Genomic DNA, 26,000 nt, shown 5'->3' with positions numbered 1-26,000 from the left:
CCATCAAAGATTAAACATGAATTATTCTCTACTTCGTATTCATATTAACTTTGTTTCAAAGTATAAAAAAGAGTGCCCATGTTATAACATAGACACTCTCTTCTGTAATTAGCGGCTTCCTTTTACGTATGGTGTACCCAATGCTTTAGGTGCATCGGCGCGGCCGATGAAACCTGTCAATGCTAAGATTGTCAATACGTAAGGAGCGATTAGTAAATAGACGCTTGGAATATTTTCGAATAATGGAATACTGCTTCCGATGATGCTCAAACTTTGTGCAAAGCCGAAGAATAACGCTGCACCCATTGCACCAAGCGGATGCCATTTACCAAAGATCAATGCGGCTAGTGCCATGAACCCTTGTCCGCTGATCGTAGCATGACTGAAATCGGAAGAAATGGATTGAGCATAAACTCCACCGCCGACACCTGCGAATGCACCAGATAAGATTACTCCGATATAGCGCATCTTCGTCACATTGATCCCCATAGTATCCGCAGCCATCGGATGTTCACCCACAGAGCGGAGACGCAGTCCAAATGGTGTCTTGAACATGACGTACCACACGATGACCGATACAAGAATGGCTACAAAAGGAGGCCAGTACGTATTAGAGAAAAAGATGTCACCAATCACAGGGATCTTGTGTAACAGCGGAACATCCACTTTACCAAAACCTTCTGAAATGATATCTGTTTGACCCTTGCCATAAATCCGCTTCACAAGAAACAGTGTCAAACCAATTGCAAGAAGGTTGATCGCTACACCTGATACCACCTGATCTGCTCTGAATGTAATGGAGGCTACAGCATGCAGAACAGCCAATAATCCTCCCATCACCATCGCGACGAGAAGCGCTACCCAAGGAGTAGCAGAACCGAACGTCTCGGCAAACGTTATGTTGAAGACGATACTGGAAAATGCACCAATGACCATCAGGCCTTCAAGTCCAATATTGACAATACCGGATCGTTCCGAAAACGCTCCGCCTAAAGCAGTGAAAATAAGTGGCGAAGCCCATAGTAATGTAGACGGGATGAGTATTAATAAAATATCCATTAAACCCACTTATTTCACCCCCTTTTTACTGAATCGTTGAATAAGGTAACGGATCATGTAGCCTGAAGCCACAAAGAAAATGATAAGAGCGATAATGATATCGACCAGCTCATTCGGTATACCTGCTTCAAGCGGCATATTTAAGGCACCAACCTTGAGACCTCCGAACAAGAGGGCTGCAAACACTACACCTATTGCCACGTTACCGCCCAATAATGCTACGGCGATACCATCAAAACCTACACCTGTGAATCCGCCTTTGATCGATGCGTATCCAAATGTCCCAAGACCTTCCATCGCACCTGCCAAACCAGCAAATGCACCAGAAATGACCATTGAAAGAATGATGTTCCCATTGACATTCATACCTGCATATTGTGATGCATGCTGGTTGAACCCTACAGAACGGAGCTCATAACCGCGTGTCGTTTTCTCCAGTAAGAACCACATGATGAATACACAGGCAAGAGCAACGAAGATTCCCCAGTGTAACCGGGAATAATCCGTAATACTTTCAAAAAATGGTGATGTTAATGATGCTGAGTCAGCAATATAATCAGTACGATCCTTACGCTCCGTCAATACATCTCGAATGATGGAGTTTGTTACGTGTAAAGCGATATAGTTCATCATGATCGTAACGATAACCTCGTGCACCCGGTACTTCGCTTTCAATAATCCCGGAATGAACCCCCAGATTGCACCTGCTAACGCAGCCGCGATGATGGCCATCGGCAAGTGAATGATTTTCGGCAGGTCATCAAACGCGATACCGACCCAGACAGCAGCCATCCAGCCTACAATCAATTGCCCTTCTACACCAATGTTGAATAGTCCCGTTCTGAATGCAAAGGCCACAGCCAGTCCGGCTAAAATATATGGTGTTACCTGTCTGACCGTTTCACCTACATAGTAGATTTCACCAAATATCCCCTGCCATAATGCTGAATATCCCGCAACAGGATCATATCCGCTCACTAGCATGATAATCGTTCCAACAATGATACCTAAAAGGACAGAAATAACCGGGATTAATATATTTGTTACTCGATTAGACATTTGCGTTTTCCCCCGTTCCCTTTCCTTTTGAACCTGCCATCAACAGGCCAAGTTCCTGTTCGGTCGTTTCTTTAGGATCGACAATCGCAACGATTTGTCCCTCATAAATGACTGCAATACGATCGCTTACGTTCATGATTTCGTCCAGTTCAAAAGAAAGCAGCAATACAGCTTTTCCGTTGTCTCTTTGTTCGATCAGGCGCTTGTGGATGAATTCAATTGCACCCACGTCCAATCCGCGAGTAGGCTGTGCTGCAATCAATAAATCCGGATCACGGTCAATTTCCCTGCCGATGATCGCTTTTTGCTGATTACCTCCGGATAGAGCCCGTGCCAGAGTGAACTCGGATGGTGTTCTTACATCAAACTCAGATATGAGCTTTCTGGCTTGATCATAAATCTTCTTATAGTTTAAAATCCCTTTGCTGGAATACGGTTTTTGGTAATAGGTCTGGAGGACCATATTTTCACCTATCGGAAAATCCAATACCAATCCATGTTTATGACGGTCCTGGGGAATATGGCCCACTCCGGTTTCATAAATCTTACGAGGTTTCAAGTTTGCAATTTCTTTTCCATTCAACTTGATAGAGCCGCTTTCAGCTTTATGCAGTCCAGTGATTGCTTCGATCAGCTCGGTTTGCCCATTCCCATCGACACCGGCAATACCCAGGATTTCTCCTGCCCTCACCTCTAGGTTCAGCCCTTTGACAACTGGTACGTTTCGGTTATCCTTTACATTCAAGTCGTTTATTTCCAGCACGTTTCCTTCTGGTGTGGCTTCTGTTTTATCTGTTTTGAATGTCACTTCACGGCCGACCATCAAGCTTGCCAGATGGTTTGGATTTGTTTCAGAAACTTTTACGGTTCCAATGCCCTTACCTTTTCTGATAACGGTTACATTATCACACACTTCCATAATCTCCTTGAGCTTATGAGTGATGAGAATGATCGATTTACCTTCCTTGATGAGGGTTTTCATAATTTGAATGAGTTCTTTTATTTCTTGCGGGGTCAATACGGCGGTAGGTTCATCGAAGATCAAGATGTCCGCTCCGCGATAAAGGGTTTTAAGAATCTCTACACGCTGCTGCATGCCCACTGAAATGTCGGATATTTTTGCGGATGGATCCACTTTAAGGCCATACCTTTCAGAAATGTCCAAAATATCTTTTTCAGCTTTTTTGATATCTACAGATGCTCCGGATTTAGGCTCCCTGCCGAGAATGATATTCTCAGTGACGGTAAATGTATCAACAAGCATAAAATGCTGATGTACCATGCCGATTCCCAGATCATTTGCAATATTAGGGTTTGTGATGTTTACTTTCTTACCCTTTACGCGGATTTCACCTTGCTCCGGCTGATAAAGTCCAAATAAGACGTTCATTAACGTTGACTTACCTGCACCGTTCTCACCAAGAAGCGCATGAATCTCACCTTGTTTTAGCTGGAGGGTGATATTGTCATTTGCCACGATGCCCGGGAATTCCTTGCGGATATTCAGCATCTCGATTACATAATCCATTGCTTTCACTCCTTGCTTAGGCTAGGGATAAATAGTTTAGTAGTTAGAGGTCAGACCTTGGTCTGTTAGAAAAAAGGGTTTCCTCTATTAAAACTCTAAATGAAAGATAGAAGGGATGATTTCTATACTTCAATTAAAGTTTTAAACCGTAAAACCAGTTATTTTATACCAATCCGAAAGATTCGGTTAGTACTATATATCCAGTTGTTTTTAAAGAAAAAGGGATAAGAGACCGGCATTCCATGGCCCGCTTATCCCTGTCATCTTTTAGACTATTACTCTGCTGAGAAAGACTCCGCATCTTTAAGAGACTCAGGTACTTTGATATCTCCATTAGCGATTTTTTCTTTCCATTCGTTAACTTTCGTCATTACTTCATCTTTGTTTGATAGTTCATCGTTGAGTTCCGCAAGACCTACACCATCTTCATTAAGTCCGTATGAAATCATTTCTCCACCAGGGAAGTTTCCTTCTTTCGCCTTGTTTGCAAGGTCAAGGACAGCATTATCAACACGCTTTAGAGAAGAAGTCAGAACGATGTTGTGATCTCCTACTTTACCTTCGGCAGATTGATCAGAGTCAACACCGATTGCCCAGATTTCACGGGAAGGATCTTTTTCTTTCAAGTCACGTGCTTCTTTGAATAAACCGTTACCTGTTCCACCAGCTGCGTGGAAAACGACGTCTGCGTTTTGAGAATACATTTTAGAAGCGATTGTTTGACCAAGCTCTGCCTTATCGAAAGCACCAGCATAATCAGCCACTACTTCAGCATCAGGGTTAACCGCTTTAACACCAGCTAAGAAACCAGAGTGGAAACGCTCGATAACCGGGATTTCCATTCCGCCGATGAAACCGATTTTATTTGTTTTTGTTGTTAAACCTGCTACCACACCTGCAAGGAAAGAACCTTCTTGCTCTTTAAACGTGATGCTGGCAACGTTTGGCTGCTCAACAACTGCATCTACGATAGCAAAGTGAGAATCTTTCTGCTGCTGTGCGATATCATTGATTGCACCTTCCATCAGGAAGCCGATTCCGTATACTAAGTCAAAATCTTGACGAGCTAATGTGTTTAAGTTTGTAGCATAGTCTGCGTCAGATTGAGATTGAAGATAATCGTAACCGCTTTTACCTTTTTCCAATCCGTGCTCTTCACCGAAAGCCTTTAGGCCTTCCCAAGCAGATTGGTTGAATGATTTATCATCTACTCCACCAACATCTGTAACCATGGCTACTGTAAATTGATCTTCTTTACTCTTACCATCACCACTAGATGCACCTTCTTCCTTCTCGCTTGAACCACATGCACCTAAAATTGTACCTGCTGCAAGAACAAAAGACAGCGCTAAACCGAATTTACGCTTTTTCACCTAGAGTACCCCCCAAAATTTGTTTGTTGTAATAAATTAGTAGAAAGATTGTTTCCTATACCCGTTTTCTTAAAACATGGAAGCTGAATTTGTCTGATCTGAAATAGTTCACTGAGTATAATATCGGCTCATCGTTCTCATCAAAATGCATTTGTTTGAGTACGAGTAAAGCCGTCTCAGGCTCGCAATTCAGAATCGGGGAAATTTTATCATGATATCCCATCGGTTCGATTTGGGCGACTGCATGAGTTATTCTTCTATTCTCCCGTTTTTCCAATACAGAGAATATCGAATTATCTTCATGCGTAAAATTCCTTGTCAGAATCCTTTCAGGAATCTTGTCCACACAATAGACTACCGGCTCCCCGTTAGCTGTCCGAACACGTTCGACCAGAATAATGTTCTCCTCTTCCTCACTTTGAAACCTTTTGACATCATCCTCAGTTGCTTCTTGAGTCGTTGAGCTTAAGAAAATGGTTCCTGGCTCCATTCCAGCCTGTATAATCATGTTGGAAACACTGTTCAATTGCTCAATCCCTGAAGTGAACAAGGGTTTAGCGTTTACAAAAGTTCCTACACCATGCCGGCGTATTATGACACTTTCTTCCTCAAGGATCCTCAACGCTTCCCTGAGAGTCGCTCTAGAAACACCCAATTGTTTGGAAAGATCAAATTCAGAAGGAAGTTTTTCTTTTTCTTTATAAACTCCTGCATCAATATCCTTTTTCAAACGGTCAATAACTTGTAAGTATAAATGTCGATTGTCTGTTTTAATTGTCACTGGAACCACCACCAAATTTTCTCAAGACATCAGACCTCTGATGTATATCTTTCCTACTAATCGAAAATACTATAACACTTTTCTTTTAATAAATAAATAGCATTATGTGATTTTGTCGAAAAAAAAGACCAATAAGGCAATTCTGAAAATAATTATGGTAATTAATAGGAAAAATAACGGTATTTTTTCATGTTTTCGTGACATTTTTTACCTCTTATTTACATATTACAACTTTTATGTCCTTGTTATTACACAATTGAAATAATTAACTTCTTTTTGTAAACGCTTTTAATAGTATATCACATTAGTGGATAAACTATAAATCTATAAATTGAACCGCTTACAATACATGTATTCATGCTCTGATTCTTCAATTTTTTCAGCAATTACTCTAACGAGCCGCTGTTTATCGTTGGTACATTTTTCACCTTTGTTCAATCCTCCATGGAATGAACTGACCACTTGTGAAGAACACTTCAATTGTTTCGCTTAAAATTGTATAAAAAAAAGTGAAGCTGCCCATGCAGGCACAGCTTCACTTGAACTTACTCAGTCATTCATTTACGCATTTTGCTCCTCAGAAGGTTTACCGACCAGCACAGTCCTCGGCTTGCTTCCTTCATATGGACCGACTACTCCCCTTACTTCCATTTCGTCTATTAAACGTGCTGCCCTTGTGTACCCTATCCTGAATCTGCGCTGAAGCATCGATACAGATGCAGTCTGCATTTCTGCAATCAATTGGACAGCATCATTATACAATTCATCTTCAGCTTCCCCGCTGCCTGCTTCCTCAGGTATATCATCAGGGATCATCTCTTCCTGATATTGTGCTTTTTGTTGTGATATTACGAAATCCACCACTTCTTCCACTTCTTCATCGGATAAGAAAGCGCCCTGCACCCTTGTCGGCTTGGAAGCGCCGACGGGCATGAACAACATATCCCCCCGCCCTAACAACTTTTCTGCTCCACCGGAGTCCAATATCGTCCTTGAATCCGTTTGTGAAGACACAGCAAAGGCAATGCGGGAAGGTATATTCGCTTTGATCACGCCGGTAATGACATCCACTGATGGTCTCTGGGTGGCGATGATTAAATGGATTCCTGCTGCACGGGCCATTTGAGCAAGTCTGGTGATAGCATCCTCTACATCGTTCGAGGCTACCATCATCAAATCAGCCAATTCATCTACAATAACTACAATGTACGGAAGTAATGGCTGCTTATCTTCGTTCTCTATATTCTGCCTTTTTACATACTCATTGTAGCCTTCAATGTTTCTTGTTCCGGTGTGAGAAAATAATTCATAACGCCGCTCCATCTCACTGACCACTTTCTTTAATGCCTGTGAAGCTTTTTTCGCATCTGTGACGACCGGAGCGAGAAGATGCGGTACGCCATTGTACACATTTAACTCAACCATCTTCGGATCAATCATCATCAATTTAACTTCATGAGGTTTGGCACGCATCAAGATACTTGTAATGATTCCGTTGATGCATACACTCTTCCCGCTGCCTGTTGCACCGGCAACAAGTAAGTGAGGCATTTTATTAAGCTCAGCCAACACTGCTTCACCGGTAATATCCCTTCCCAGTCCGATCTGCAATTTCGAATCAGGCTTGTTATGCTGCTTAGACTCCAGTACCTCACGTAAAGAAACCATGGCGACTTCAGAATTCGGAACTTCGATACCGATAGCAGACTTCCCTGGGATGGGTGCCTCGATCCGGATGTCTTTAGCGGCTAATGCCAATGCCAAGTCATCACTCAGATTGACGATTCTGCTTACCTTGACCCCTACATCCGGATGAACTTCATATTTGGTAACAGCAGGTCCAAGGTGAACCTGGGTCACTTTTGCTTTTACACCGAAGCTTTGGAATGTTCTTTCCAGCTTGGCAGCATTTGCATGGATCAATTGGTACTCATTGCTTTGGTCTGTCTGTTTCGGGCTCTTTAATAAAGTCAGTGAAGGGAGCTTGTAATCTTTATTTTCCACTTCAGTAAATGTGATAGGAGGAGAAGAATCCGCTTCACCCTCCTCATCTTTCTTGTCAGGGGATGGAGCTGCCTTCTTTTCATTCTCGCCAACAGGTACATTGTTTTCCGTTTTGTCTTTATCTGCAGGCACTCCCCCATAAGCTCTTTCTGCAAAGTTTGAAATGATAGGCTCTATTTTTTCTTCTTCCTGTACAGCTTGTTGAACGACTGGTTCTTCTTTCTTATTATCTGTCTTAGCTTTTTGTTGTTTTTCTACTTTTTTCTTCCCTTTGGATTCTTTCCAATCACTCATATCACTCTTGAAAGCCGTCCATTGACCGCTTAAAAACACACGAAAACGAGATCCGATTTTGCCCAATACCTCGCCAAGTGATTTTCCCGTTACCAGTATGATCCCGATCAAGATGAAGGTGGCACTCACGATCCTTGCACCCTGTGAATCAAACAGGAAATACGACACGGCAAATAAGATACTGCCGATCATCCCTCCCCCGAGGTCTGAAGTACTGGTCTCACCATTTACATCCATCCAGTATAAATCCCATGTATTCATGATGACACTCGGATTTTCAAACATACCGTTATTAGATAACAAATCAAATAATTTCACATGACTCAGAAGTAAAAAACTTGCGATAATAATATAAACACCCAGTAATCTTCTGCTGAATAATAAAGGGACTTCCCTCTTGATCATCAGGTAGCCTGCAAGATACAAAACCCATAATAATGCAGCCATATACCATTCTCCAAGAAAAAACCGAAAGAAATACACGAATGCCTTTCCCACAGCTCCAAGCTCTATGATAGAGATTAAACTCAATGCCATCAGAGCCAGTCCGGTAATCTCATATTTGATCGTTTTTTTCAGAGAAGCACTTGTTGAAGAACGTTTCTTTCGTTTTTTTCGTTTTGCCAATATGTTTCACCTAAATTCTTTAAATTCTTTGTTGTTATGTAATTGAAGAAAGGGCTGATCACTTGGGGCATATCATGTGCCTAAGGTGTCAGACCCTTCCCGTTAAAATGGAGTATGATTTACTTTTTGGATATTTTTCTTCCACTTTTATTATAGCATATCCAATATTTTCAGAGAATCCTCTTTCGTTCTTAATTCGTGATAAATTCACCTGGACATATTGTACCGTTTAGATAATGTGCAGGGTCACTGCTCATGACCCGGACAATCCGGTACCGATCATCGACCCTCTGAACTAGCAAGGGTACACCCTGATGCTCTACCATCATCTGCCCGCTGTATTCTGCAGCATCGGTTGGATAGATCTGCTCTTGAGGAACGGTTGTGTATAATATCATTGTATCAACCCTTCTTTTTCATCAGTTTGTTTTTTGGTTTCGATCAATTCATTGATTTTGCGTATGGCTTCCCCTATGCCTCCGATACCATCTATCAATCCATAATCAACGGCATCATCTCCCACTACATTTGTACCTATATCTCGTGTAAGGTTACCTTTGGCAAACATGAGGTCCTTAAATGCTTCTTCTGTGATATTACTGTGCTTCGTGACAAAACTGACGACGCGGTCCTGCATTTTATCCAGGTACTCAAAGGTCTGCGGTACACCGATGACCAGTCCGGTCAGACGTACTGGATGGATTGTCATGGTGGCTGTGCTGGCAATGTATGAATGGTCACAGGAAACAGCAATCGGTACACCGATACTGTGTCCCCCACCCAATACAACAGAAACAGTGGGTTTTGATAGTGAGGCAAGCATTTCGGAAATAGCCAGTCCCGCTTCCACATCCCCGCCAACAGTATTCAGGATGACTACCACTCCTTCTATTTTCGGATTTTGCTCTATCGCTACTAATTGAGGAATCACATGTTCATATTTTGTAGTTTTGTTTTGCGGCGGCAGCTGCATATGACCTTCAATCTGACCTACGATTGTCAGGCAGTGGATATTTGAATCCTGTGAAAGCTGAGGTACATTTGTCTGCCCTAATTGCTGTATCTTTTCCATTAGTCCGGATGGCTTGTCTTTTCCATCCTCTTCCCCTTTATTTGGCTGCTGTCCTTGATTCATGTTCAAATCAGTCTCTTTCATAATGACATCTCCTTTTTCAATCCGCTTCTTTTGTTATTATTTTTATAAGAGACCTATTTCATACTACCTATCGTTATACTGAATAATGATGTGGTGCTATGTACACAAAGAAAAAAGCTATCCGCCAATGTTTAGACGGATAGCTCTCTTTTATAGGATTTGACTCACTTTTACACTTCCATGATGATTGGTAAGATCATCGGGCGTCTTCTTGTCTTATTGAACAGATAGTAATTAAGCTGATCACGGATGTCCTGCTTGATGGCAGACCATTCAAAAGAGCCCTTTTGGAGATACGTTTGAACGACATCATTGACGATACCGGATGCCCCTTCAATTAACTCCTCTGATTCCCTTACATAAACAAAGCCGCGAGAGATGATCTCTGGACCTGCCACGATTGTTTTAGATCTGCGGTTAATGGTCACCACAACAGTGAATACACCGTCTTCAGAGAGCAGTTTACGGTCACGCAGTACGATATTCCCTACATCCCCAACGCCGCTTCCATCGATGAGGACGTTGCCTGCCTGGACCCTTCCGCTCATTTTCATTTTGCCATCTTTGTATTCAAGCACATCGCCTTTGTCCAAGATAAAGATCTTTTTATATGGCAGGCCGATGTCATGTGCCAGCTTGGTATGTGCAACAAGCATCTTATATTCACCCTGGATGGGAATAAAATGTTTTGGTTTCATGACATTCAGCATAAACTTTAAATCCTCTTGACTGCCGTGTCCAGAAACATGGACTCTTTTATTCGCAGTCAGTACCTCTGCACCTGCCCTGAATAACATATCGACAGTACGGCCGATGATCACTTCCATGCCCGGCGATGGAGTAGCTGTAATAAGCACTGTATCACCTGACTCGATATTTACGAGGCGATGGGATTTCTTTGCCATGCGCTGTAATGCTTCAAAAGGCTCACCTTGTGTTCCAGTGGCAATGATGACAATTTCATCATTTGGATAATTTTCAATTTCATCAAGAGTGATGATGATTTCATCACGGATATGTAAATATCCTAGTTTTAAAGCAACATCGTATACCCGTTTCAAACTTTTCCCCACAACCGCCACTTTACGGTTATTTTGTTCCGCTGCATCAAAGACTTGCTGCAGGCGAATCAGATTGGAAGCAAAGCATGCGACAATGATTCTCCCTTTTGCAGTACGGAAAGTTTCAGTGAGCTGATTGGCAATAACAGCCTCCGATGTCGTATAACCCGGCCTCTCCGCTTCAGTACTGTCCGATAACAGGCATAGCACACCTTTATCGCCGATAGCAGCCATCTTACCTAAATCCGGCCTGTAAAGGTGTTTAGCAGACTGATCGAATTTAAATTCTCCTGTATGTACTATTACACCTTCGGAAGTATGGATACAAACCCCTACGGAATCCGGAATGCTATGAGTGGTCCTGAAAAAAGAAACTTGAACTCCATCGAAATTTAACAAACTGTCCGAATGAACATTGAAAAATTTCACACCCTGGTCAACCTGTGCGTCTTTTAAACGCGCTTTGACTAAAGCATTCGTCAATTTCGTTCCATAAACAGGTGCTTTGATCCTGTTTAATACATATGAAATAGCACCGATACTGTCTTCATGGCCATGAGTCAGGAATATTCCTTTCACCCGATCTTTATTTTCGATCAGATATTGGATATCAGGTATGACGATATCAATCCCGAGCATCTCGTTTTCCGGGAACATCAGACCTGCGTCTATGATGAAGATTTCATGGTCGACTTCCACAACGTACATATTCTTGCCGATTTCTCCTACTCCACCTAATGGAATTATGCGGATTACCTCATTTTTTGTATTACTCACAATTTGTGTCCTCCTATGCTGTGCTTCCCCGATCTATAATCAGTCAGATTCATTATACTTGATTACTTTTTTTAAGTACAACCAATTTTACCCTGCAAAGGAACGTTCAGGTACTGAGGTGTTCTACTGGATAAAGTCGAAGTATGCATAAATTTTCTACATAACTATTTCGATATCGGTTTAGTAAATCCTTTATTTTCATGATATATTTTTCACTCGTATAATGAGCCTGAGACGAAACTTCAAACCCAAAGACGAACATCTCTGTGTAGGCTTTTAATACCGCTATTGATTTCCGTGCAAGACTTCGCTTTCCGCGGGTAGCCCGTGAGCCTCCTCGGCTTTGCCTGCGGGGTCTCACATGTCTAGCTGCAGGACTTAGAGGCGGGGGGCATAAGCCAAACCGACCAAGAAGGCAAAGAACGCCTTCGTGGCCGATTCGTCTTATGCCCCCCGCCTCTCTTCAAAGCCCTTCCGCTTTTCTGATAAGCTACTCTTCCCGCAGGAGTCTTCGTCTTGCACTCCAATCAACCGCTGGAACAAACAAAAACTCAACTCACATTTGAACAATACTAAAAAAAACCGAACTATTAATGAATCCTAGAATTCATAGTATAGTTCGGGTTTTCCTTAGACTAAAACACTATTGTCCCAGCCTTTTTACATACTTATAACGAATTGATCAACTGGCTGAGCTTTGTTCTTTCTGCTTCAGTTAAAGGTATTAACGGCAGACGCACAGAGCCTACATCCAGGCCTTTTAATTGCAGTGCCGTCTTTACTGGCGTTGGACTTGGGCTGGTAAACAACCCTTTCATTACCGGTAACAGCTTTTGATGAGACTTTGCTGCAGCAGATACATTGCCTTCCACAAACTCTTTAATCATTTCCTGCATTTCGTTCCCGATGATATGAGAGGCCACAGAAACAATCCCGTTCCCTCCAATTGATAGGATTGGAAGCGTAAGGCCATCATCTCCGCTGTAAAGTGCAAAGTCTTCTGAAGTTTTAGAGATAATTTCAGTCATTGCATCCAAATCGCCGCTTGCTTCTTTGACTGCAACGACATTATCAATCTCAGATAACCTAATAATGGTTTCCGGTGCAATATTCACTGAAGATCTTCCCGGGATATTATAAAGCATAACTGGCAAAGAGGTTGACTCAGCGATCACTTTAAAGTGCTGAAACAACCCTTCCTGATTGGGCTTATTATAATATGGAGCTACCAGCATGATAGCGTCTACGCCCGCTTCTTCAGCTTTTTTCGTCAATTCGATTGAAGAATGGGTATTATTGCTGCCTGTTCCGGCAACCACAGGGATCCTGCCATCCACAACCTTTACCACATGACGAAATAAAGCAACCTTCTCTTCTTTTGTCAGTGTCGGGGACTCCCCAGTAGTACCAGCTACAACAAGAGAATCCGTTCCGTTATCAATCAAATAATTTATCAGCTGAGTAGTTTTTGTAAAATCAATATTTCCTTTATGATCAAATGGTGTGACCATAGCTGTTGAAACAAGGCCAAAATTCAAGACTTACACTCCCCTTTTTTTAAATCTATCCTGCTTTGAATGTACAGTGAGCCTTCTCTAACTGAAATGTATCATGGAGAGCATTCACTGCACGGATTAATTCACTTTCTTTCACAAGCACCCAAATCGTCGTGTGGCTGTCTGCCGATTGCAGAATCCGGATTCCGTTGTCGGACAAGGAAGTGACAATGGCTGAAGTGACTCCAGGCACTCCGGACATTCCGCCCCCAACAACTGAAATTTTAGCACAGTTTTCTTCTACAACAGGATCATGACCCTTCTCTTTCAATATCGTTATCGCTTTTTCAGCAAGTGTCGAAGCTACGGTGTAGACGACTCCCCGGGGAGAAATGTTAATGAAATCCACACTGATTCCTTCATTCGCCATTGCTTTGAACACTTCAGCCTGAAGATTATACTGATCCTTTTTTGCGAATACTTTTATTTGAGTCAGTTGACTGACGTGGGCAATCCCTGTGACCGGGTGGTTTCTGAATTCTTTATGTGCCTTCGTATTTTCTGCTGTCGTCACGAGTGTACCTTCACCCGTTGAGTAAGTGGATCGAATTCTGATCGGAATGTTAGAGTTCATCGCGATTTCTACTGCTCTCGGGTGGATCACTTTCGCTCCCTGATATGCCATGTTGCAAACTTCATTATACGAAACGACAGAAATTGGCCTTGCCTTCGCCGAGATGCGGGGATCTGCAGTCATGACGCCTTCGACATCTGTAAAAATATCAATGAACTCTGCTTTCAGTGCGGCTCCAAGTGCAGAAGCAGAAGTATCACTCCCCCCTCTTCCTATCGTTGTGATATCCCCTTCTTTTGTAGCTCCTTGGAAACCAGCTACTACTACAGCATCATGAGTTTCAAGTTCTTTGTATAGACGGCTGCACCGCATCTCAATGATTTTTGCATTATTAAAATCTCTGTTTGTGACAAAACCAGCCTGCGCACCAGTTAACGCTGCAGAACGGATGCCGTTTTCAAGCAGCATATTCGAGAAAACCAGACTGGAGATGATTTCCCCGCACGATAACAGTAAGTCCTGTTCTCTTTTACTGACGAGTGCATTTGTGCCCCCGATCAAGGATAATAAAGAGTCTGTGGCATAGGGCTCTCCCTTTCGTCCCATAGCAGAGACCACTACTACCACCTTATATCCCTTATCGATCGCCCCTTTAATATGAGCAAGCGCCTTTAGACGGCTTGCCTCATCACGTACAGATGTTCCACCAAATTTTTGAACGATCACTTTCATGACTACACCTCATTGTCATTGTTCAAGAGGCATGGAGGGAACGAACTAGTTCAACTTAGGGAACGAATAGTAGAATAATCCTCTTAATTTACTTAACCAATCCCAGTTTCACCAAGCTTTCTGCAATCTGCACCGAGTTCCACGCAGCACCTTTTAATAAATTGTCAGAGACAATCCACATATGGAATCCTTTATCTTCATCTAAATCCTTGCGAACTCTCCCTACGAATACATCAGGCTTTCCTACCGCGTAGGCAGGCATCGGATATACTTGTTCTTCAGGATTATCCTCAAGCGTTACGCCAGGTGCATGTTTGAGCAAGGATTGCAGCTCTTTAACTGAGACTGATTCCTTTTCTATTTCAATATATACACTTTCAGAGTGACCTGTTACAACCGGCAGCCTCACACATGTTGCGGATACCTTAAGAGACGGCATGTGCATGATTTTCTTCGTTTCATTAATCATTTTCATCTCTTCGAAGGTAAATCCATTGTCCTGGAACATATCAATTTGAGGAATGGCGTTAAAGGCAATCTGATAATGCTTCTTATCACCTTTTACAGGTAATACAGAAGGTTCGAATGAATCCCCATTTAAAATTGCCTGTGATTGTTCATGCATTTCGTCGATGGCAGCAGCACCAGCACCTGAAACTGCCTGATAAGTAGAGACAATCACTTTCGTTAAACCAACCTCTTTTCTGAGTGGTTCAAGAGCAGCTACCATTTGGATCGTTGAACAGTTTGGATTGGCAATGATGCCATTATGAAGTTTGATGTCCTCTTCATTGACTTCCGGAACCACAAGCGGAACATCCGGATCCATACGGAAGGCACTTGTATTGTCCACCACGATTGCACCGCGTTTAACAGCTTCGGGAGCAAGAAGTTTTGATACACTTCCCCCAGCACTAAATAACGCAATGTCAACACCTTCGAAGCTTTCCGGCTTAGCCTCTTCAACCGTCCATTCTTTCCCTTTGAACGTTACAGTCGAACCGGCTGAACGGGCAGACGATAATAATGTCAGCTGTTTTATCGGAAAATCCCTTTTTTCTAATGTATGAAGCATCTGTTGTCCTACAGCGCCTGTAGCACCGACAACCGCTACATGAAAACCACTTGTATTCAAAATTCTTCTCCCCTTCCAACCATTTATGTTTTGTCATAGTAGTATTAAACAATTTAGTCTTTTACTATAATAAAGGTTATTTTAACATAAACAATTATTTGACAATAGTGGTTTTTTGATGATTTATAAATCTGCATGAAAAGAAGGCCATCCAACCAACAGATGATAGCCTTCAAATCAATCAGTCTAAGAACTTCTCTATAATGACCGGCTGCAGTTGTTTCCCTTCAATAGCCGCTTCGACCGTCTCTTGAATGAGAGTCATCCTGGCAACCATTGATTTAGGTTTGCTTTCAGGAGCATCCTGGCCGAATGGGATGAAATAGATATCCTTGGTTGAAATCAACCTCATGAGATTCATGCCGTTCAACCCTAATGCATCATTTGTGGAAATGCCCAAAACGACTGGGCGATGATTACGGAGGGTAGCTTTTGCTGCCATCAGCACAGGTGAATCCGTCATGGCATTTGCAAATTTACTCATCGAGTTTCCAGTCAAAGGTGCTATTACCATACAATCCAAAGGAATTTTTGGCCCTAATGGCTCTGCTTTCACGATTGAATCAATCACCTTATGCCCTGTTACATTCTCGATCCTTTTGATCCAGTCTTCCCCTTTTCCAAAGCGCGTTTCTGTATTCATCACCGTAGAAGTCACGATCGGCATGACCTCCGCTCCGTTATTAACCAGCCTTTCGATCTCGGGGAATACGGCATCGTAAGTACAATGCGAGCCCGTTAATCCAAATCCGATTCGTTTTCCTTTAATACTCAAGATAAGCTCTCCTTTCCAGAATCAAAATCTTCTTCAAGAAGCTGTGCCAATACATTGGCTAATATTTGACCGGCAGTTTTTGGAGCTACAATGCCAGGAAGCCCCGGTGCCAACAATGCTTTTATCCCTCTCTTTTCTGCATATCGGAAGTCTGTGCCTCCCGGTTTTGATGCTAAATCGATAATCAGGGTATGCGGGGGCATCTTTGCAATAACATTTGCTTTAATAATGGAAGTAGGAATGGTATTAATGCAGATATCACAGTTCTCAACCTCTTTAGGCAAATGATCAAGATGGAACGGTTCCAGCCCCATTTCCGTGATTCTGGCAAGATGTTCGGTTTTGCGTGCTCCCACCTTCACTTTTGCACCAAGGTTATTGAATGTCCTGGCTACACTCATGCCCACTCTCCCCAATCCCAATACGACGATTGAAGAGCCATGTATAGTAAAATCCGTATGTTGAATAGCCATCATAATTGTACCTTCCACTGTAGGAATTGAATTATAGATGGCGACATCATCTCTCTCAAATAACTGAACCAGTTTCCGGTTTGTTGAATTGACTACATTATCCAAGTATTTATTGCTTATTCCTGAATAGATCGTACAGTGCTCTGGCGTTTGCGATACGATATCTTCACTCAGACATATTTTTTCATTAGAAAAGATAGTATCTATTTCTCCTTGTAGATTCGTGCCGGGTACAGGTAAGATGATGGCGTCTAAAATGGAGAAGTCCAACTCATCTAACTTTTCCTTCGTAGCCCCTGTAAAGGCATGATCTAACTGTTCAAAACCAACCAGAGAAATCTTCGCATCCAGCTCAGTAAGCTTGCGTATGATCTCCAGTTGACGAGCATCTCCGCCTAGAACTGCGATCTGCATTCCGGTCAACATCACTGCTTTCACCTTCTTTTAACATAATCGCTATTCTAAATCCCTTTTCACTTCAACAGTGTATGTTATGGATATGGAATGGGTGAAAAGAAAAGCGGAGGCGGCTCGCTCAGAGGCGAAAAGCATAAGACAGGGCAGCCATAAAGGCGCTCTTTGCCTTTTTGGATGGCATGGCTTATGTCTCGAGCCTCTAGCCGCCGGAGCTGGACAATAAGAAAAGCGGAGGGGCTTTGCTCAGAGGCGTGTGGCATAAGGCAAACAGGCCACGAAGGCGCTCTTTGCCTTCTTGGCCTGTTTGACTTTGACTTATGACATGTGCCTCTAAGCCCCGGAGCTAGACAATAAGAAAAGCGGAGGCGGCTCGCTCAGAGGCGAAAAGCATAAGACAGGGCAGCCATAAAGGCGCTCTTCGCCTTTTTGGATGGCATGGCTTATGTCTCGAGCCTCTAGCCGCCGGAGCTGGACAATAAGAAAAGCGGAGGGGCTATACTCAGAGGCGTGTGGCATAAGACGAACAGGCCACTAAGGTGTTCTTTGCCTTCCTGGCCTTTTAAACTTAAATAAAAAAAGAACGGGGCTTATCCCCGTTCTTCCTTTAAGTCAATATATAGGTTAATCGTTTGAAACCTCCAAGATGATCATATCCGTACCAATCGTTCTGATCTGATGCCAAGGGACCCTGATTTCTCCTCCTTGTTTACGCATCCATTTACCTGTCGGTATGACCAAGGCATGAATCTGGCCTGATTTATCATTAAACTCTAAATCGGTTTGACCAAGCACGCCCAGCCTTTCAGCTTTTCGATAGTCCACGATCTCTTTTCCGCTCAGCTCACTCAACCTCACTGTCATCAATCCTCCTATTTTGCTCTGTAGTACAATGTATACATTGTCTTGTACGTTTAGAAGGACTTTCTGTCCGAGGAAAAATAAAAAGCAGGCTTTCACCTGCTTTTCATTCAATGAAGTCATTGTTTAAAGTTTTTTGGAAGATTCCCATCAGGACTGATCAGTGCAGCTGCATAGTCATCTGTAAAAATGTCCTTTGCAACACGATTGACCTTATCCATAGTAACACCGTCGATTTCCTCTACTATCTCATCCAGCGTCCGATGACGCTTTAATAATAATTCGTTTTTACCGTTCCTGCTCATACGGCTGTTCGTACTTTCCAAGCTTAACATCAGGTTTCCTTTCAGTTGTTCCTTACTATTGGTCAACTCTTTGGAAGTGATGCCCTCAGCTTTTAATTCTTGAAGCGTGTGGTGAATGGTATCAAATAATTGATCTAACTGATTCGCTCCCGTACCGCCATAGATGGTTACCATACCGCTGTCTTGATACGCGGAGTGATAAGAAAATACAGAGTATGCCAAGCCCCTTTGTTCCCTGACTTCCTGGAAAAGACGGGAAGACATACTTCCTCCGACGATATTATTCAAGACAATCAGATTATAAATATCACTGTGGCCAATTTGAAGACCATCGAAGCCCAGGCATAGATGAGCTTGTTCCGTATCTTTTTTCCGGGCAAGTTTATTGTACTTGAATGAAGGCTGCGCCCTCTCCTCAGGTCCTTTACCGCCTTCGTACGAGCCAAAAAGTTTTTCAACTTCCTTGATGAAGCTTTCGTCCACATTTCCTGCTACCGATACGACTACTTGATCTGGAGTATACATATCATGCATGTATTGCTTTAATTTATCCTGATCAAACGTACTCAGAGTGCCTTCGGTACCGAGTATAGGATAACCCAGCGAGTGTTCTTCATAAATGGCCTTACTAAGTAAATCATGGACAATATCATCGGGTGTATCTTCATACATTTTTATCTCTTCATAAACCACATTTTTCTCTTTGCCCATTTCTTCCATATCAAATGCGGAATTGAAAAACATGTCTGATAATGTATGTAGTGCATATTCTGCATGATTATCAAGTACTTTCGCATAGTAGCATGTATATTCTTTAGAGGTAAAAGCGTTTACCTGCCCACCGATACTATCAAATGACTCTGCGATTTCTCTGGCAGACTTGGTTTTAGTTCCTTTGAAGAACATATGCTCAAGAAAATGCGAGATACCATTATTATCCTGTACTTCATTCCGAGAACCGGCAGCGATCCAAATACCGATTGCGACCGATCGTACAGTAGGGATTTCTTCTAATACGATTCTTAGTCCATTTTGGCAAGTATGTTTCTTTATCAAAGAGTGTTCCTCCTATTCATGGTGCAGCAAATTTATAAGTCTGTAGTGTCATTTCCTTCTTTTGACGAATGATCGGTCTCTTCTAGAATCCTTTCTTCTTTGAATAAACTCGAAATGGTTCCCAGGCGAAGCTCTTTGTCTTTTATTTGAACAATTAAGCTGTTTAATGAGTTTGCGGTTGAAGCGGTTGGATGCATAAGGATGATGGCTCCTTTGTGCACTTTTGACATCACTCGGTTGATGAGAACATCAGGCTGAGGTTTTTGCCAATCAATCGTATCGACACTCCACATGATGGTGCGCATATCCATCTGGTGAGCGATTTTCACTACTTCATCCCTGTAACTTCCGCTTGGCGGTGCAAACCATTTCACCTTTTCCCCAGTCGTCACTTCAATGATTTCATTTGTCTTTTTTAATTCCTCGATCACTTTTGATGTTTCGAGTGTCTCCATATTTGGATGGGAATAAGAATGATTTCCTATTTCATGACCTGCATCCACTATCATCTTAGCTAACTCCGGATTATTCTTTACCCACCTGCCCTCTAGAAAAAAGGTAGCATAAACGTGATGCTTTTTCAAAGTAGCAAGCATATCGGGAATATACTCATTTCCCCACGCAACATTAATGATAAAAGAAGCCATAGGCTTATCCGGATTTCCACGGTATACCGGGGAAGGTGGTAAATCGGACAAATGTGTTTGTGGTGGGATTTGTTTATAAACGAGTTTCTCTTCAGAAAAAACAGCGTTCTTCTTCATATTATGCAACGATTTATCAATATCTATTTTTACCCCGTTATAACCTGGAGTAGCCTTCCACACCGAATCAATCTTGGCATTTTGAGCGGGAAAAGAGTTTGTTTTTGCTGCTTCCTTTATTTTTTGTGCTAAATCTTCATTATTTATACTGCCGCTGACTGCCATGGTACTTACAGTGCCGTTTACGGCTGCTGTTTCCTGCTTTAAGCTGAGTACATACTGATCTGTTAATGGATTTTCAACAGCTAATATTGTCAGAATAGCAATTACACAAATTCCAATCAAGTATTTTTTTTCCACCTGCATTCACCTTCCTCTTTTTTAACATATGAGTTTAATGGACAAGGTAGAACGCAGTTTAAACACCATAGAAAAAGGCTGCCTGTCGGAAGAATGATCTCCTTACAGGACAGCCTGTCTGTACATTATGCTTGATTTTGTTCTTCTTTTTCGCGTTGTTCTTTAAGCACGGCTTTTCTGGATAGGTTGACTCTTCCTTGATTATCTACATCAAGGACTTTTACTAAGATTTCATCGCCGATTGCAACGACATCTTCGACTTTTCTGATGCGTTCTTCTGCAATCTCAGAAATATGAACCAATCCGTCTTTTCCGGCAAAGATTTCTACAAATGCACCGAATTTTTCAATTCGTTTCACTTTACCGAGATACATTTGCCCAGCTTCAACTTCTCTTACGATATCTTCAATCGTTTTCTTAGCTACTTTATTCATTTCTTCATCTGTTGAGGAAATGAAGATGGTTCCATCTTGTTCAATATCAATCTTGACACCAGTTTCATCAATGATCTTATTGATTTGCTTACCGCTCGGCCCAATAACATCACGGATTTTGTCAGGATTGATATGCATTGTAAGAATCTTTGGCGCATATTGAGAAAGGGAAGATCTTGACTCACCCAATGTTGCAAGCATGCTGTCAAGGATTTGCATTCTGCCAATCTTAGCTTGCTGAAGCGCTTCTTCAAGAATCTCTCTCGATAAACCTTCAATCTTGATATCCATTTGAAGGGCTGTTACACCTTTGGAAGTACCTGCTACCTTAAAGTCCATATCGCCAAGGAAATCTTCCATACCTTGAATATCAGTAAGAATGGAATAATGTTCACCGGATTTAACCAGACCCATTGCAATACCTGCTACAGGGGCTTTAATCGGTACACCTGCATCCATCATCGCTAGTGTACTTGCACAAATACTCGCTTGTGAAGTAGAACCATTCGATTCAAGGACTTCGGATACAAGTCTGATTGTATAAGGGAAATCTTTTTCATTTGGAATGATCGGCTCAAGTGCACGCTCACCTAGAGCACCATGTCCGATTTCACGACGGCCTGGTCCTCTGATAGGGCCTGTTTCCCCTACACTGAATTGAGGGAAATTGTAATGGTGCATGAAACGCTTGGACTCTTCAATTCCCAATCCATCAAGGATTTGCACATCGCCTAAGGCACCTAATGTACAAATGCTGAGTGCCTGAGTTTGTCCACGTGTAAATAATCCGGAACCATGCGTTCTTGGCAGAAGGCCCACTTCTGAAGAAAGCGGACGGATCTCATCTACTTTACGGCCATCAGGACGTACTTTATCTTGAGTGATCAGACGACGCACTTCATTTTTAACAAGTTTGTCCAGGATCTTTTTCACTTGCTTCAAGGTGTCTTCTTCTGCTTCTTTTTCTTCAAATGCTGCGATTACTTTATTTTTAACGGCACTGATTGCTTCTTCACGTGCGTGCTTTTCCTGAACTTGAATAGCAGGAATCAATTCTTCTTCACATAGTGAACGTACTTCTGCTTCCAGTTCCTGATCAAGTTCGAAGAGCTTTATTTCTAGTTTTTCTTTTCCGACTTTTGCAACGATTTCTTCTTGGAATGCTACTAATCGTTTGATTTCTTCATGACCGAACATAATGGCTTCGAGCATCGTTTCTTCAGGAACTTCATCTGCCCCTGCCTCAACCATGTTGATTGCATCCTTTGTTCCTGCCACTGAAAGGTGGATTTCACTCTTCTCAAGCTGCTCCACTGAAGGGTTAATGATGAACTCTCCATCAATAAGTCCTACTATCACACCGGCAATCGGACCTTCGAAAGGAATATCAGATACCGACAGGGCAAGTGAAGATCCAAACATAGCCGCCATTTCGGACGAACAATTCTGATCTACACTCATGACCATGCTGATGACCTGTACTTCATTACGGAATCCGTCTGCAAATAACGGGCGGATTGGGCGGTCGATTAAGCGGCTGGCTAAGATGGCTTTTTCACTTGGACGCCCTTCACGTTTGATAAATCCTCCAGGGATTTTACCAACTGCATATAATCTTTCTTCATAGTTAACTGTTAATGGAAAGAAATCCAGCGGTTTCGGTTCTTTAGACGCAGTTGCACTGCTAAGTACTGCTGTATCTCCGTAGCGCACCAATACTGCCCCATTGGCTTGTTTGGCCAATTGACCCACTTCCACCGTTAATTCTCTTCCAGCCCATTCGATGGAAAAGGTTTGTTTAGTTTGTTCCATATAGTGTACCCCTCTCTTTATACATCACTTAAAGGGTGTCGGTTTTACCTTACCCGTATTAATACATTTCAGTAATCTATATCATGCACTAGAGTGCCGTTATATTCAAATAAGTATGAATCTTAATGCCTTTTTGCTAAGCAGAGCAATTTAACTACGGCTTCTTATAACCAGACACAGCAAAAGCAGCCGTCTCCCACAAAAGCCAATCCGCTTTTCTTATTATGTATTGTAGACAAAAAAACGCTATATGAATACTTTTGAAATAAAATCTTTGAATGACGGATAAAAAAATGATGGTCAATCATACAAAGATTTCCACTTATAAAAACTAAAGAAAAAGCGGGAAATATTCCCGCTTCCTTGTGTCTGATTATCGACGTAAACCTAATTTGTTAATTAACTCACGGTAGCGTTGTACATCTTTCTTACGCAGGTAAGATAAAAGATTACGACGGTGACCTACCATTTTAAGAAGACCGCGACGAGAGTGGTGGTCTTTCTTATGAACGCGCAAGTGATCGTTCAGGTTGTTAATTTCTTCTGTTAGGACAGCAATTTGAACTTCTGGAGATCCAGTATCGTTCTCATGTGTTTTGTATTCACTGATAAGTTCGTTTTTACGCTCTTTAGTGATAGCCATCCTTTTCACCTCCTAATAATTTCTTTCAAATCCCCTGTTACCGAGCATACGTTGGTGATTCGTGATGCCAAGCAAAGGTTCATTTCATACGCTATTTAGAATACTACTTTTTTCTACAAAAATCAAGTGATAACATCAAATTCCTGAAAAGTATGAGATGGCGGTTTCTTTATCCTTCTGAATTTGGGAAATCAGCTCTTCAATACCCGAAAATTTCTGTTCATCCCTTATTCTCTCAAACCATTCCACATATACCTCTTCTCCATAGATGGAGGAATGGAAATCAAATAAATGAACTTCGATTGATAAAGAATATTCATCAGGATTTTTAAATGTAGGTTTAAAACCGACATTACACACCCCATCATACCATTGACCGTGGATCCCCATACGTACGGCGTATACCCCGTTTTTAGGAGTCAAATAGGCATGTGCCATTTCTATATTCGCTGTAGGAAAGCCGATTTTCCTGCCGCGTTTATCACCATGTATAACGGTGCCCTTCATTCTGTAAGGTCTGCCCAAAAGCTTAGAAACCCTTCTTACGTTCCCTTCCTTCAGACTTTCACGGATCAAGGTAGAACTGATTTTGTCTTCTTCCTCGGTTAGCTTCGGGACAGTAGTGGAAGTAAACCTCTCCCTCGAGTGAAAAGGCAGGGTTTCCATCGTTCCTTTTCCCATTCTTCCATAAGAATAGTCAAATCCCGCCACTACATGCAATACATTTAAATCGATGATATATTGATCCACAAATTCCTGCGGCAAAAGACTGGCAAATTCTGAAGTGAAGCGCACCACAAATAAATAGTCCACCCCTAAGTCACTTATGATTCCCTTTTTATCTTCAAGGGGGGTAATGAGATGTATATGTTTGTGCTTATGCCCCAGTACAACAGAAGGATGGGGATCAAACGTCATCACAGCACTATGTACATTTTGTTCCCTTGCCGTTTCAACAGCCGTTCTGATTACCCTCTGGTGCCCTTTGTGAACGCCGTCAAAATAACCCAGCGCCAGGACCATGGGGGGGAATTCATCTTTACTAAACGAATGAGGATGATGGACAGTAATTAATTTCACAGAATTTCACCTTTTTCACTAATCGTTGAATAGTACTTTAACAGGCTTAATGACCTCAGGTTTGTCAGGGTGGCGTTGATAAATAGCAATGGCGCGTCCGTTATGGTCCATCACCACTTCTGATTCACCAGGCCAATCACCAGGCTCATTTAAGCGTGCACCGTTCTTCACTTTCTCTGCTAATGTATCACTAATTGCCATTTTCGGCAAATGAGAAAGCCCCAATTCCAAAGGGAAAAGAAGGTCTCCGGCTCTTTCGCTTTGAACATATTCCTCGACCTCTTCCAACGTGAAGCACTCCGCTTGAGTAAAACTGGCTGATTTCGTACGGGTAAGCGAAGACATATGGGCAGGATAGCCAAGCTGCTTCCCGATTTCCACAGCAAGGGTCCTTACGTATGTCCCTTTACTGCAGGATACTTTAAATGAAAAGCGAGGATACCCCTCCTCCAATTCTGTCCAATCCTCCAAAAGCTCCAATTCATGAATCTGGACTTTTCTCGATGGCCTTTCCACTTCAATGCCTTTCCGCGCATATTCATAAAGCCTTTTACCATTCACTTTAACAGCAGAATACATCGGTGGTGTCTGAGTGATTTCACCCGTCAATTCTCTCAATATCCCCTCCACTCTGCTTCTGTCGATCGGTATTTCAACAGGCTTGGTTTCAACCGCTTCTCCCCAGGCATCTTCGGTAGTGGTAGAATAACCGAGTGTTACTTCTCCCTCGTATGTCTTCCCTGCTGAAGTGATATATTCAGCTATTTTCGTCGCTCTTCCGATGCAGATGGGAAGGACACCCGATACTTCAGGGTCAAGAGTGCCTGTGTGCCCCACTTTCTTCGTTCGTAGCAATTTCCTTAATTTAAATACACAGTCATGCGAAGTCATGCCCTTCGGTTTCCATAATGGTAATATTCCGTTCATATCCAAACCTCCGTTCCTTATCAAAAATCATAAGAAAAGACTGACCCCTACGAAAATGGTTCCCGCTTGGATCAGCCCTCTCTTCTTACTCGTCTTTATTCTGTGAATCTTCTTCCGGCTCATCTTGTACTTTACGAAGTAAAGTTTCAATATGATTACCATATTCGATCGATTCATCAAACTCAAAGATTATTTCCGGTGTTTTACGAAGACGGACTCGCTGTCCCACTTCGGAACGGATGAATCCTTTCGCCTTCGCCAGACCCTTCAATGTATTTTCTCTTTGGTCTTCTCCGCCAAGTACAGTGATGTATACTTTTGCCTGTTGAAGATCTCCGGAAACCTGTACATCCGTAACTGTTACAAAACCAATACGCGGGTCCTTAATTTTCCGTCCGATAATATCGCTGAGCTCTTTCTTCATTTGCTCGCCAACTCGATTTGCACGATGGCTCATCAATATCACCCCATATTTATATCATTAGTGTTAGCGTTGAAGC

22 protein-coding genes are annotated in these 26,000 nt (G+C 42.3%); all 22 read right to left on the bottom strand.

All coding sequences use genetic code 11. The features are described 5' to 3' along the window. Positions 1–108 precede the first annotated feature (108 nt). The 22 genes from ACUXV2_RS07395 to rbfA all read right to left on the bottom strand — a co-directional run bounded on the left by ACUXV2_RS07395 (position 109) and on the right by rbfA (position 25,957). Entirely contained in the window at positions 109–1,068 is a 960-nt protein-coding gene (locus tag ACUXV2_RS07395) for an ABC transporter permease (protein ID WP_446246374.1), read from the bottom strand. Next, positions 1,069–2,118 (bottom strand): ABC transporter permease, encoded by a 1,050-nt coding sequence (locus ACUXV2_RS07390; protein WP_446246373.1) that lies wholly within the window; start codon positions 2,116–2,118, stop codon positions 1,069–1,071. Beyond that, entirely contained in the window at positions 2,111–3,646 is a 1,536-nt protein-coding gene (locus ACUXV2_RS07385; RefSeq protein WP_446246372.1) for an ABC transporter ATP-binding protein, read from the bottom strand. The genes ACUXV2_RS07390 and ACUXV2_RS07385 overlap by 8 nt, the downstream gene beginning before the upstream one ends. 275 nt (positions 3,647–3,921) lie before the next feature. Then, positions 3,922–5,019 carry a BMP family lipoprotein gene (locus ACUXV2_RS07380; RefSeq protein ID WP_446246371.1) on the bottom strand — a complete coding sequence of 366 codons (1,098 nt, stop codon included), beginning with the start codon at positions 5,017–5,019 and terminating at the stop codon, positions 3,922–3,924. Between the two features lie 55 nt (positions 5,020–5,074). Further along, positions 5,075–5,800 carry a GntR family transcriptional regulator gene (locus ACUXV2_RS07375; protein ID WP_446246370.1) on the bottom strand — a complete coding sequence of 242 codons (726 nt, stop codon included), beginning with the start codon at positions 5,798–5,800 and terminating at the stop codon, positions 5,075–5,077. A gap of 561 nt (positions 5,801–6,361) precedes the next feature. After that, positions 6,362–8,725, bottom strand: a complete 2,364-nt coding sequence (locus ACUXV2_RS07370; protein ID WP_446246369.1) for a DNA translocase FtsK — start codon at positions 8,723–8,725, stop codon at positions 6,362–6,364. A gap of 191 nt (positions 8,726–8,916) precedes the next feature. Further along, on the bottom strand, positions 8,917–9,123 hold the full coding sequence (locus ACUXV2_RS07365) for a YlzJ-like family protein (protein ID WP_446246368.1): 207 nt from the start codon (positions 9,121–9,123) through the stop codon (positions 8,917–8,919). After that, the gene (locus tag ACUXV2_RS07360) at positions 9,120–9,881 is read right to left on the bottom strand and encodes a ClpP family protease (RefSeq protein WP_446246367.1); all 762 of its coding nucleotides are present in this window, start codon (positions 9,879–9,881) and stop codon (positions 9,120–9,122) included. The genes ACUXV2_RS07365 and ACUXV2_RS07360 overlap by 4 nt, the downstream gene beginning before the upstream one ends. A gap of 170 nt (positions 9,882–10,051) precedes the next feature. Beyond that, positions 10,052–11,719 carry a ribonuclease J gene (locus ACUXV2_RS07355; RefSeq protein ID WP_446246366.1) on the bottom strand — a complete coding sequence of 556 codons (1,668 nt, stop codon included), beginning with the start codon at positions 11,717–11,719 and terminating at the stop codon, positions 10,052–10,054. Between the two features lie 668 nt (positions 11,720–12,387). Continuing rightward, the gene (gene dapA, locus ACUXV2_RS07350; protein WP_446246365.1) at positions 12,388–13,257 is read right to left on the bottom strand and encodes a 4-hydroxy-tetrahydrodipicolinate synthase; all 870 of its coding nucleotides are present in this window, start codon (positions 13,255–13,257) and stop codon (positions 12,388–12,390) included. A 25-nt stretch (positions 13,258–13,282) separates the two neighbouring features. Next, positions 13,283–14,521: an aspartate kinase gene (dapG, locus tag ACUXV2_RS07345; protein WP_446246364.1), complete on the bottom strand. Its 1,239-nt coding sequence runs from the start codon at positions 14,519–14,521 to the stop codon at positions 13,283–13,285. Positions 14,522–14,609: 88 nt separating this feature from the next. Next, the gene (asd, locus tag ACUXV2_RS07340; RefSeq protein ID WP_446247017.1) at positions 14,610–15,659 is read right to left on the bottom strand and encodes an aspartate-semialdehyde dehydrogenase; all 1,050 of its coding nucleotides are present in this window, start codon (positions 15,657–15,659) and stop codon (positions 14,610–14,612) included. A 178-nt stretch (positions 15,660–15,837) separates the two neighbouring features. Then, entirely contained in the window at positions 15,838–16,431 is a 594-nt protein-coding gene (locus ACUXV2_RS07335) for a dipicolinate synthase subunit B (RefSeq protein WP_446246363.1), read from the bottom strand. After that, complete coding sequence (gene dpaA, locus ACUXV2_RS07330) at positions 16,428–17,330, bottom strand: dipicolinic acid synthetase subunit A (protein WP_446247016.1); 903 nt, start codon at positions 17,328–17,330, stop codon at positions 16,428–16,430. Before dpaA ends, ACUXV2_RS07335 begins: the two co-directional genes overlap by 4 nt. Before the next feature lie 612 nt (positions 17,331–17,942). Then, the gene (locus ACUXV2_RS07325; protein ID WP_446247015.1) at positions 17,943–18,176 is read right to left on the bottom strand and encodes a YlmC/YmxH family sporulation protein; all 234 of its coding nucleotides are present in this window, start codon (positions 18,174–18,176) and stop codon (positions 17,943–17,945) included. Positions 18,177–18,298: 122 nt separating this feature from the next. Continuing rightward, positions 18,299–19,540 carry a M16 family metallopeptidase gene (locus ACUXV2_RS07320; protein ID WP_446246362.1) on the bottom strand — a complete coding sequence of 414 codons (1,242 nt, stop codon included), beginning with the start codon at positions 19,538–19,540 and terminating at the stop codon, positions 18,299–18,301. Between the two features lie 32 nt (positions 19,541–19,572). Next, the gene (locus ACUXV2_RS07315) at positions 19,573–20,610 is read right to left on the bottom strand and encodes a polysaccharide deacetylase family protein (RefSeq protein ID WP_446246361.1); all 1,038 of its coding nucleotides are present in this window, start codon (positions 20,608–20,610) and stop codon (positions 19,573–19,575) included. A 119-nt stretch (positions 20,611–20,729) separates the two neighbouring features. Beyond that, positions 20,730–22,850, bottom strand: a complete 2,121-nt coding sequence (gene pnp / locus ACUXV2_RS07310; RefSeq protein WP_446246360.1) for a polyribonucleotide nucleotidyltransferase — start codon at positions 22,848–22,850, stop codon at positions 20,730–20,732. Positions 22,851–23,223: 373 nt separating this feature from the next. Then, complete coding sequence (gene rpsO / locus ACUXV2_RS07305) at positions 23,224–23,493, bottom strand: 30S ribosomal protein S15 (protein WP_032088789.1); 270 nt, start codon at positions 23,491–23,493, stop codon at positions 23,224–23,226. Between the two features lie 135 nt (positions 23,494–23,628). After that, the gene (gene ribF, locus ACUXV2_RS07300) at positions 23,629–24,573 is read right to left on the bottom strand and encodes a bifunctional riboflavin kinase/FAD synthetase (RefSeq protein ID WP_446246359.1); all 945 of its coding nucleotides are present in this window, start codon (positions 24,571–24,573) and stop codon (positions 23,629–23,631) included. 18 nt (positions 24,574–24,591) lie between these two features. Then, positions 24,592–25,500, bottom strand: coding sequence for a tRNA pseudouridine(55) synthase TruB (truB, locus tag ACUXV2_RS07295; RefSeq protein ID WP_446246358.1), 909 nt, complete (start codon positions 25,498–25,500; stop codon positions 24,592–24,594). An 85-nt stretch (positions 25,501–25,585) separates the two neighbouring features. Beyond that, positions 25,586–25,957 carry a 30S ribosome-binding factor RbfA gene (gene rbfA, locus ACUXV2_RS07290; RefSeq protein ID WP_224873978.1) on the bottom strand — a complete coding sequence of 124 codons (372 nt, stop codon included), beginning with the start codon at positions 25,955–25,957 and terminating at the stop codon, positions 25,586–25,588. Between the last annotated feature and the right edge of the window lie 43 nt (positions 25,958–26,000).

This window comes from Rossellomorea sp. NS-SX7 (assembly GCF_052828565.1).
This window is presented reverse-complemented; position numbering and strand designations above follow the sequence as displayed.

Coding starts and splice junctions, on each gene's coding strand:
- dapG (WP_446246364.1), bottom strand. CDS start 14,521: ATGAAAGTGATCGTTCAAAAATTTGGTGGAACATCTGTACGTGATGAG.
- dpaA (WP_446247016.1), bottom strand. CDS start 17,330: ATGTTGACCGGAATGCAGATCGCAGTTCTAGGCGGAGATGCTCGTCAA.
- ACUXV2_RS07315 (WP_446246361.1), bottom strand. CDS start 20,610: ATGCAGGTGGAAAAAAAATACTTGATTGGAATTTGTGTAATTGCTATT.
- ACUXV2_RS07360 (WP_446246367.1), bottom strand. CDS start 9,881: ATGAAAGAGACTGATTTGAACATGAATCAAGGACAGCAGCCAAATAAA.
- ACUXV2_RS07390 (WP_446246373.1), bottom strand. CDS start 2,118: ATGTCTAATCGAGTAACAAATATATTAATCCCGGTTATTTCTGTCCTT.
- pnp (WP_446246360.1), bottom strand. CDS start 22,850: ATGGAACAAACTAAACAAACCTTTTCCATCGAATGGGCTGGAAGAGAA.
- ACUXV2_RS07365 (WP_446246368.1), bottom strand. CDS start 9,123: ATGATATTATACACAACCGTTCCTCAAGAGCAGATCTATCCAACCGAT.
- ACUXV2_RS07385 (WP_446246372.1), bottom strand. CDS start 3,646: ATGGATTATGTAATCGAGATGCTGAATATCCGCAAGGAATTCCCGGGC.
- truB (WP_446246358.1), bottom strand. CDS start 25,500: ATGAACGGAATATTACCATTATGGAAACCGAAGGGCATGACTTCGCAT.
- rpsO (WP_032088789.1), bottom strand. CDS start 23,493: ATGGCTATCACTAAAGAGCGTAAAAACGAACTTATCAGTGAATACAAA.
- rbfA (WP_224873978.1), bottom strand. CDS start 25,957: ATGAGCCATCGTGCAAATCGAGTTGGCGAGCAAATGAAGAAAGAGCTC.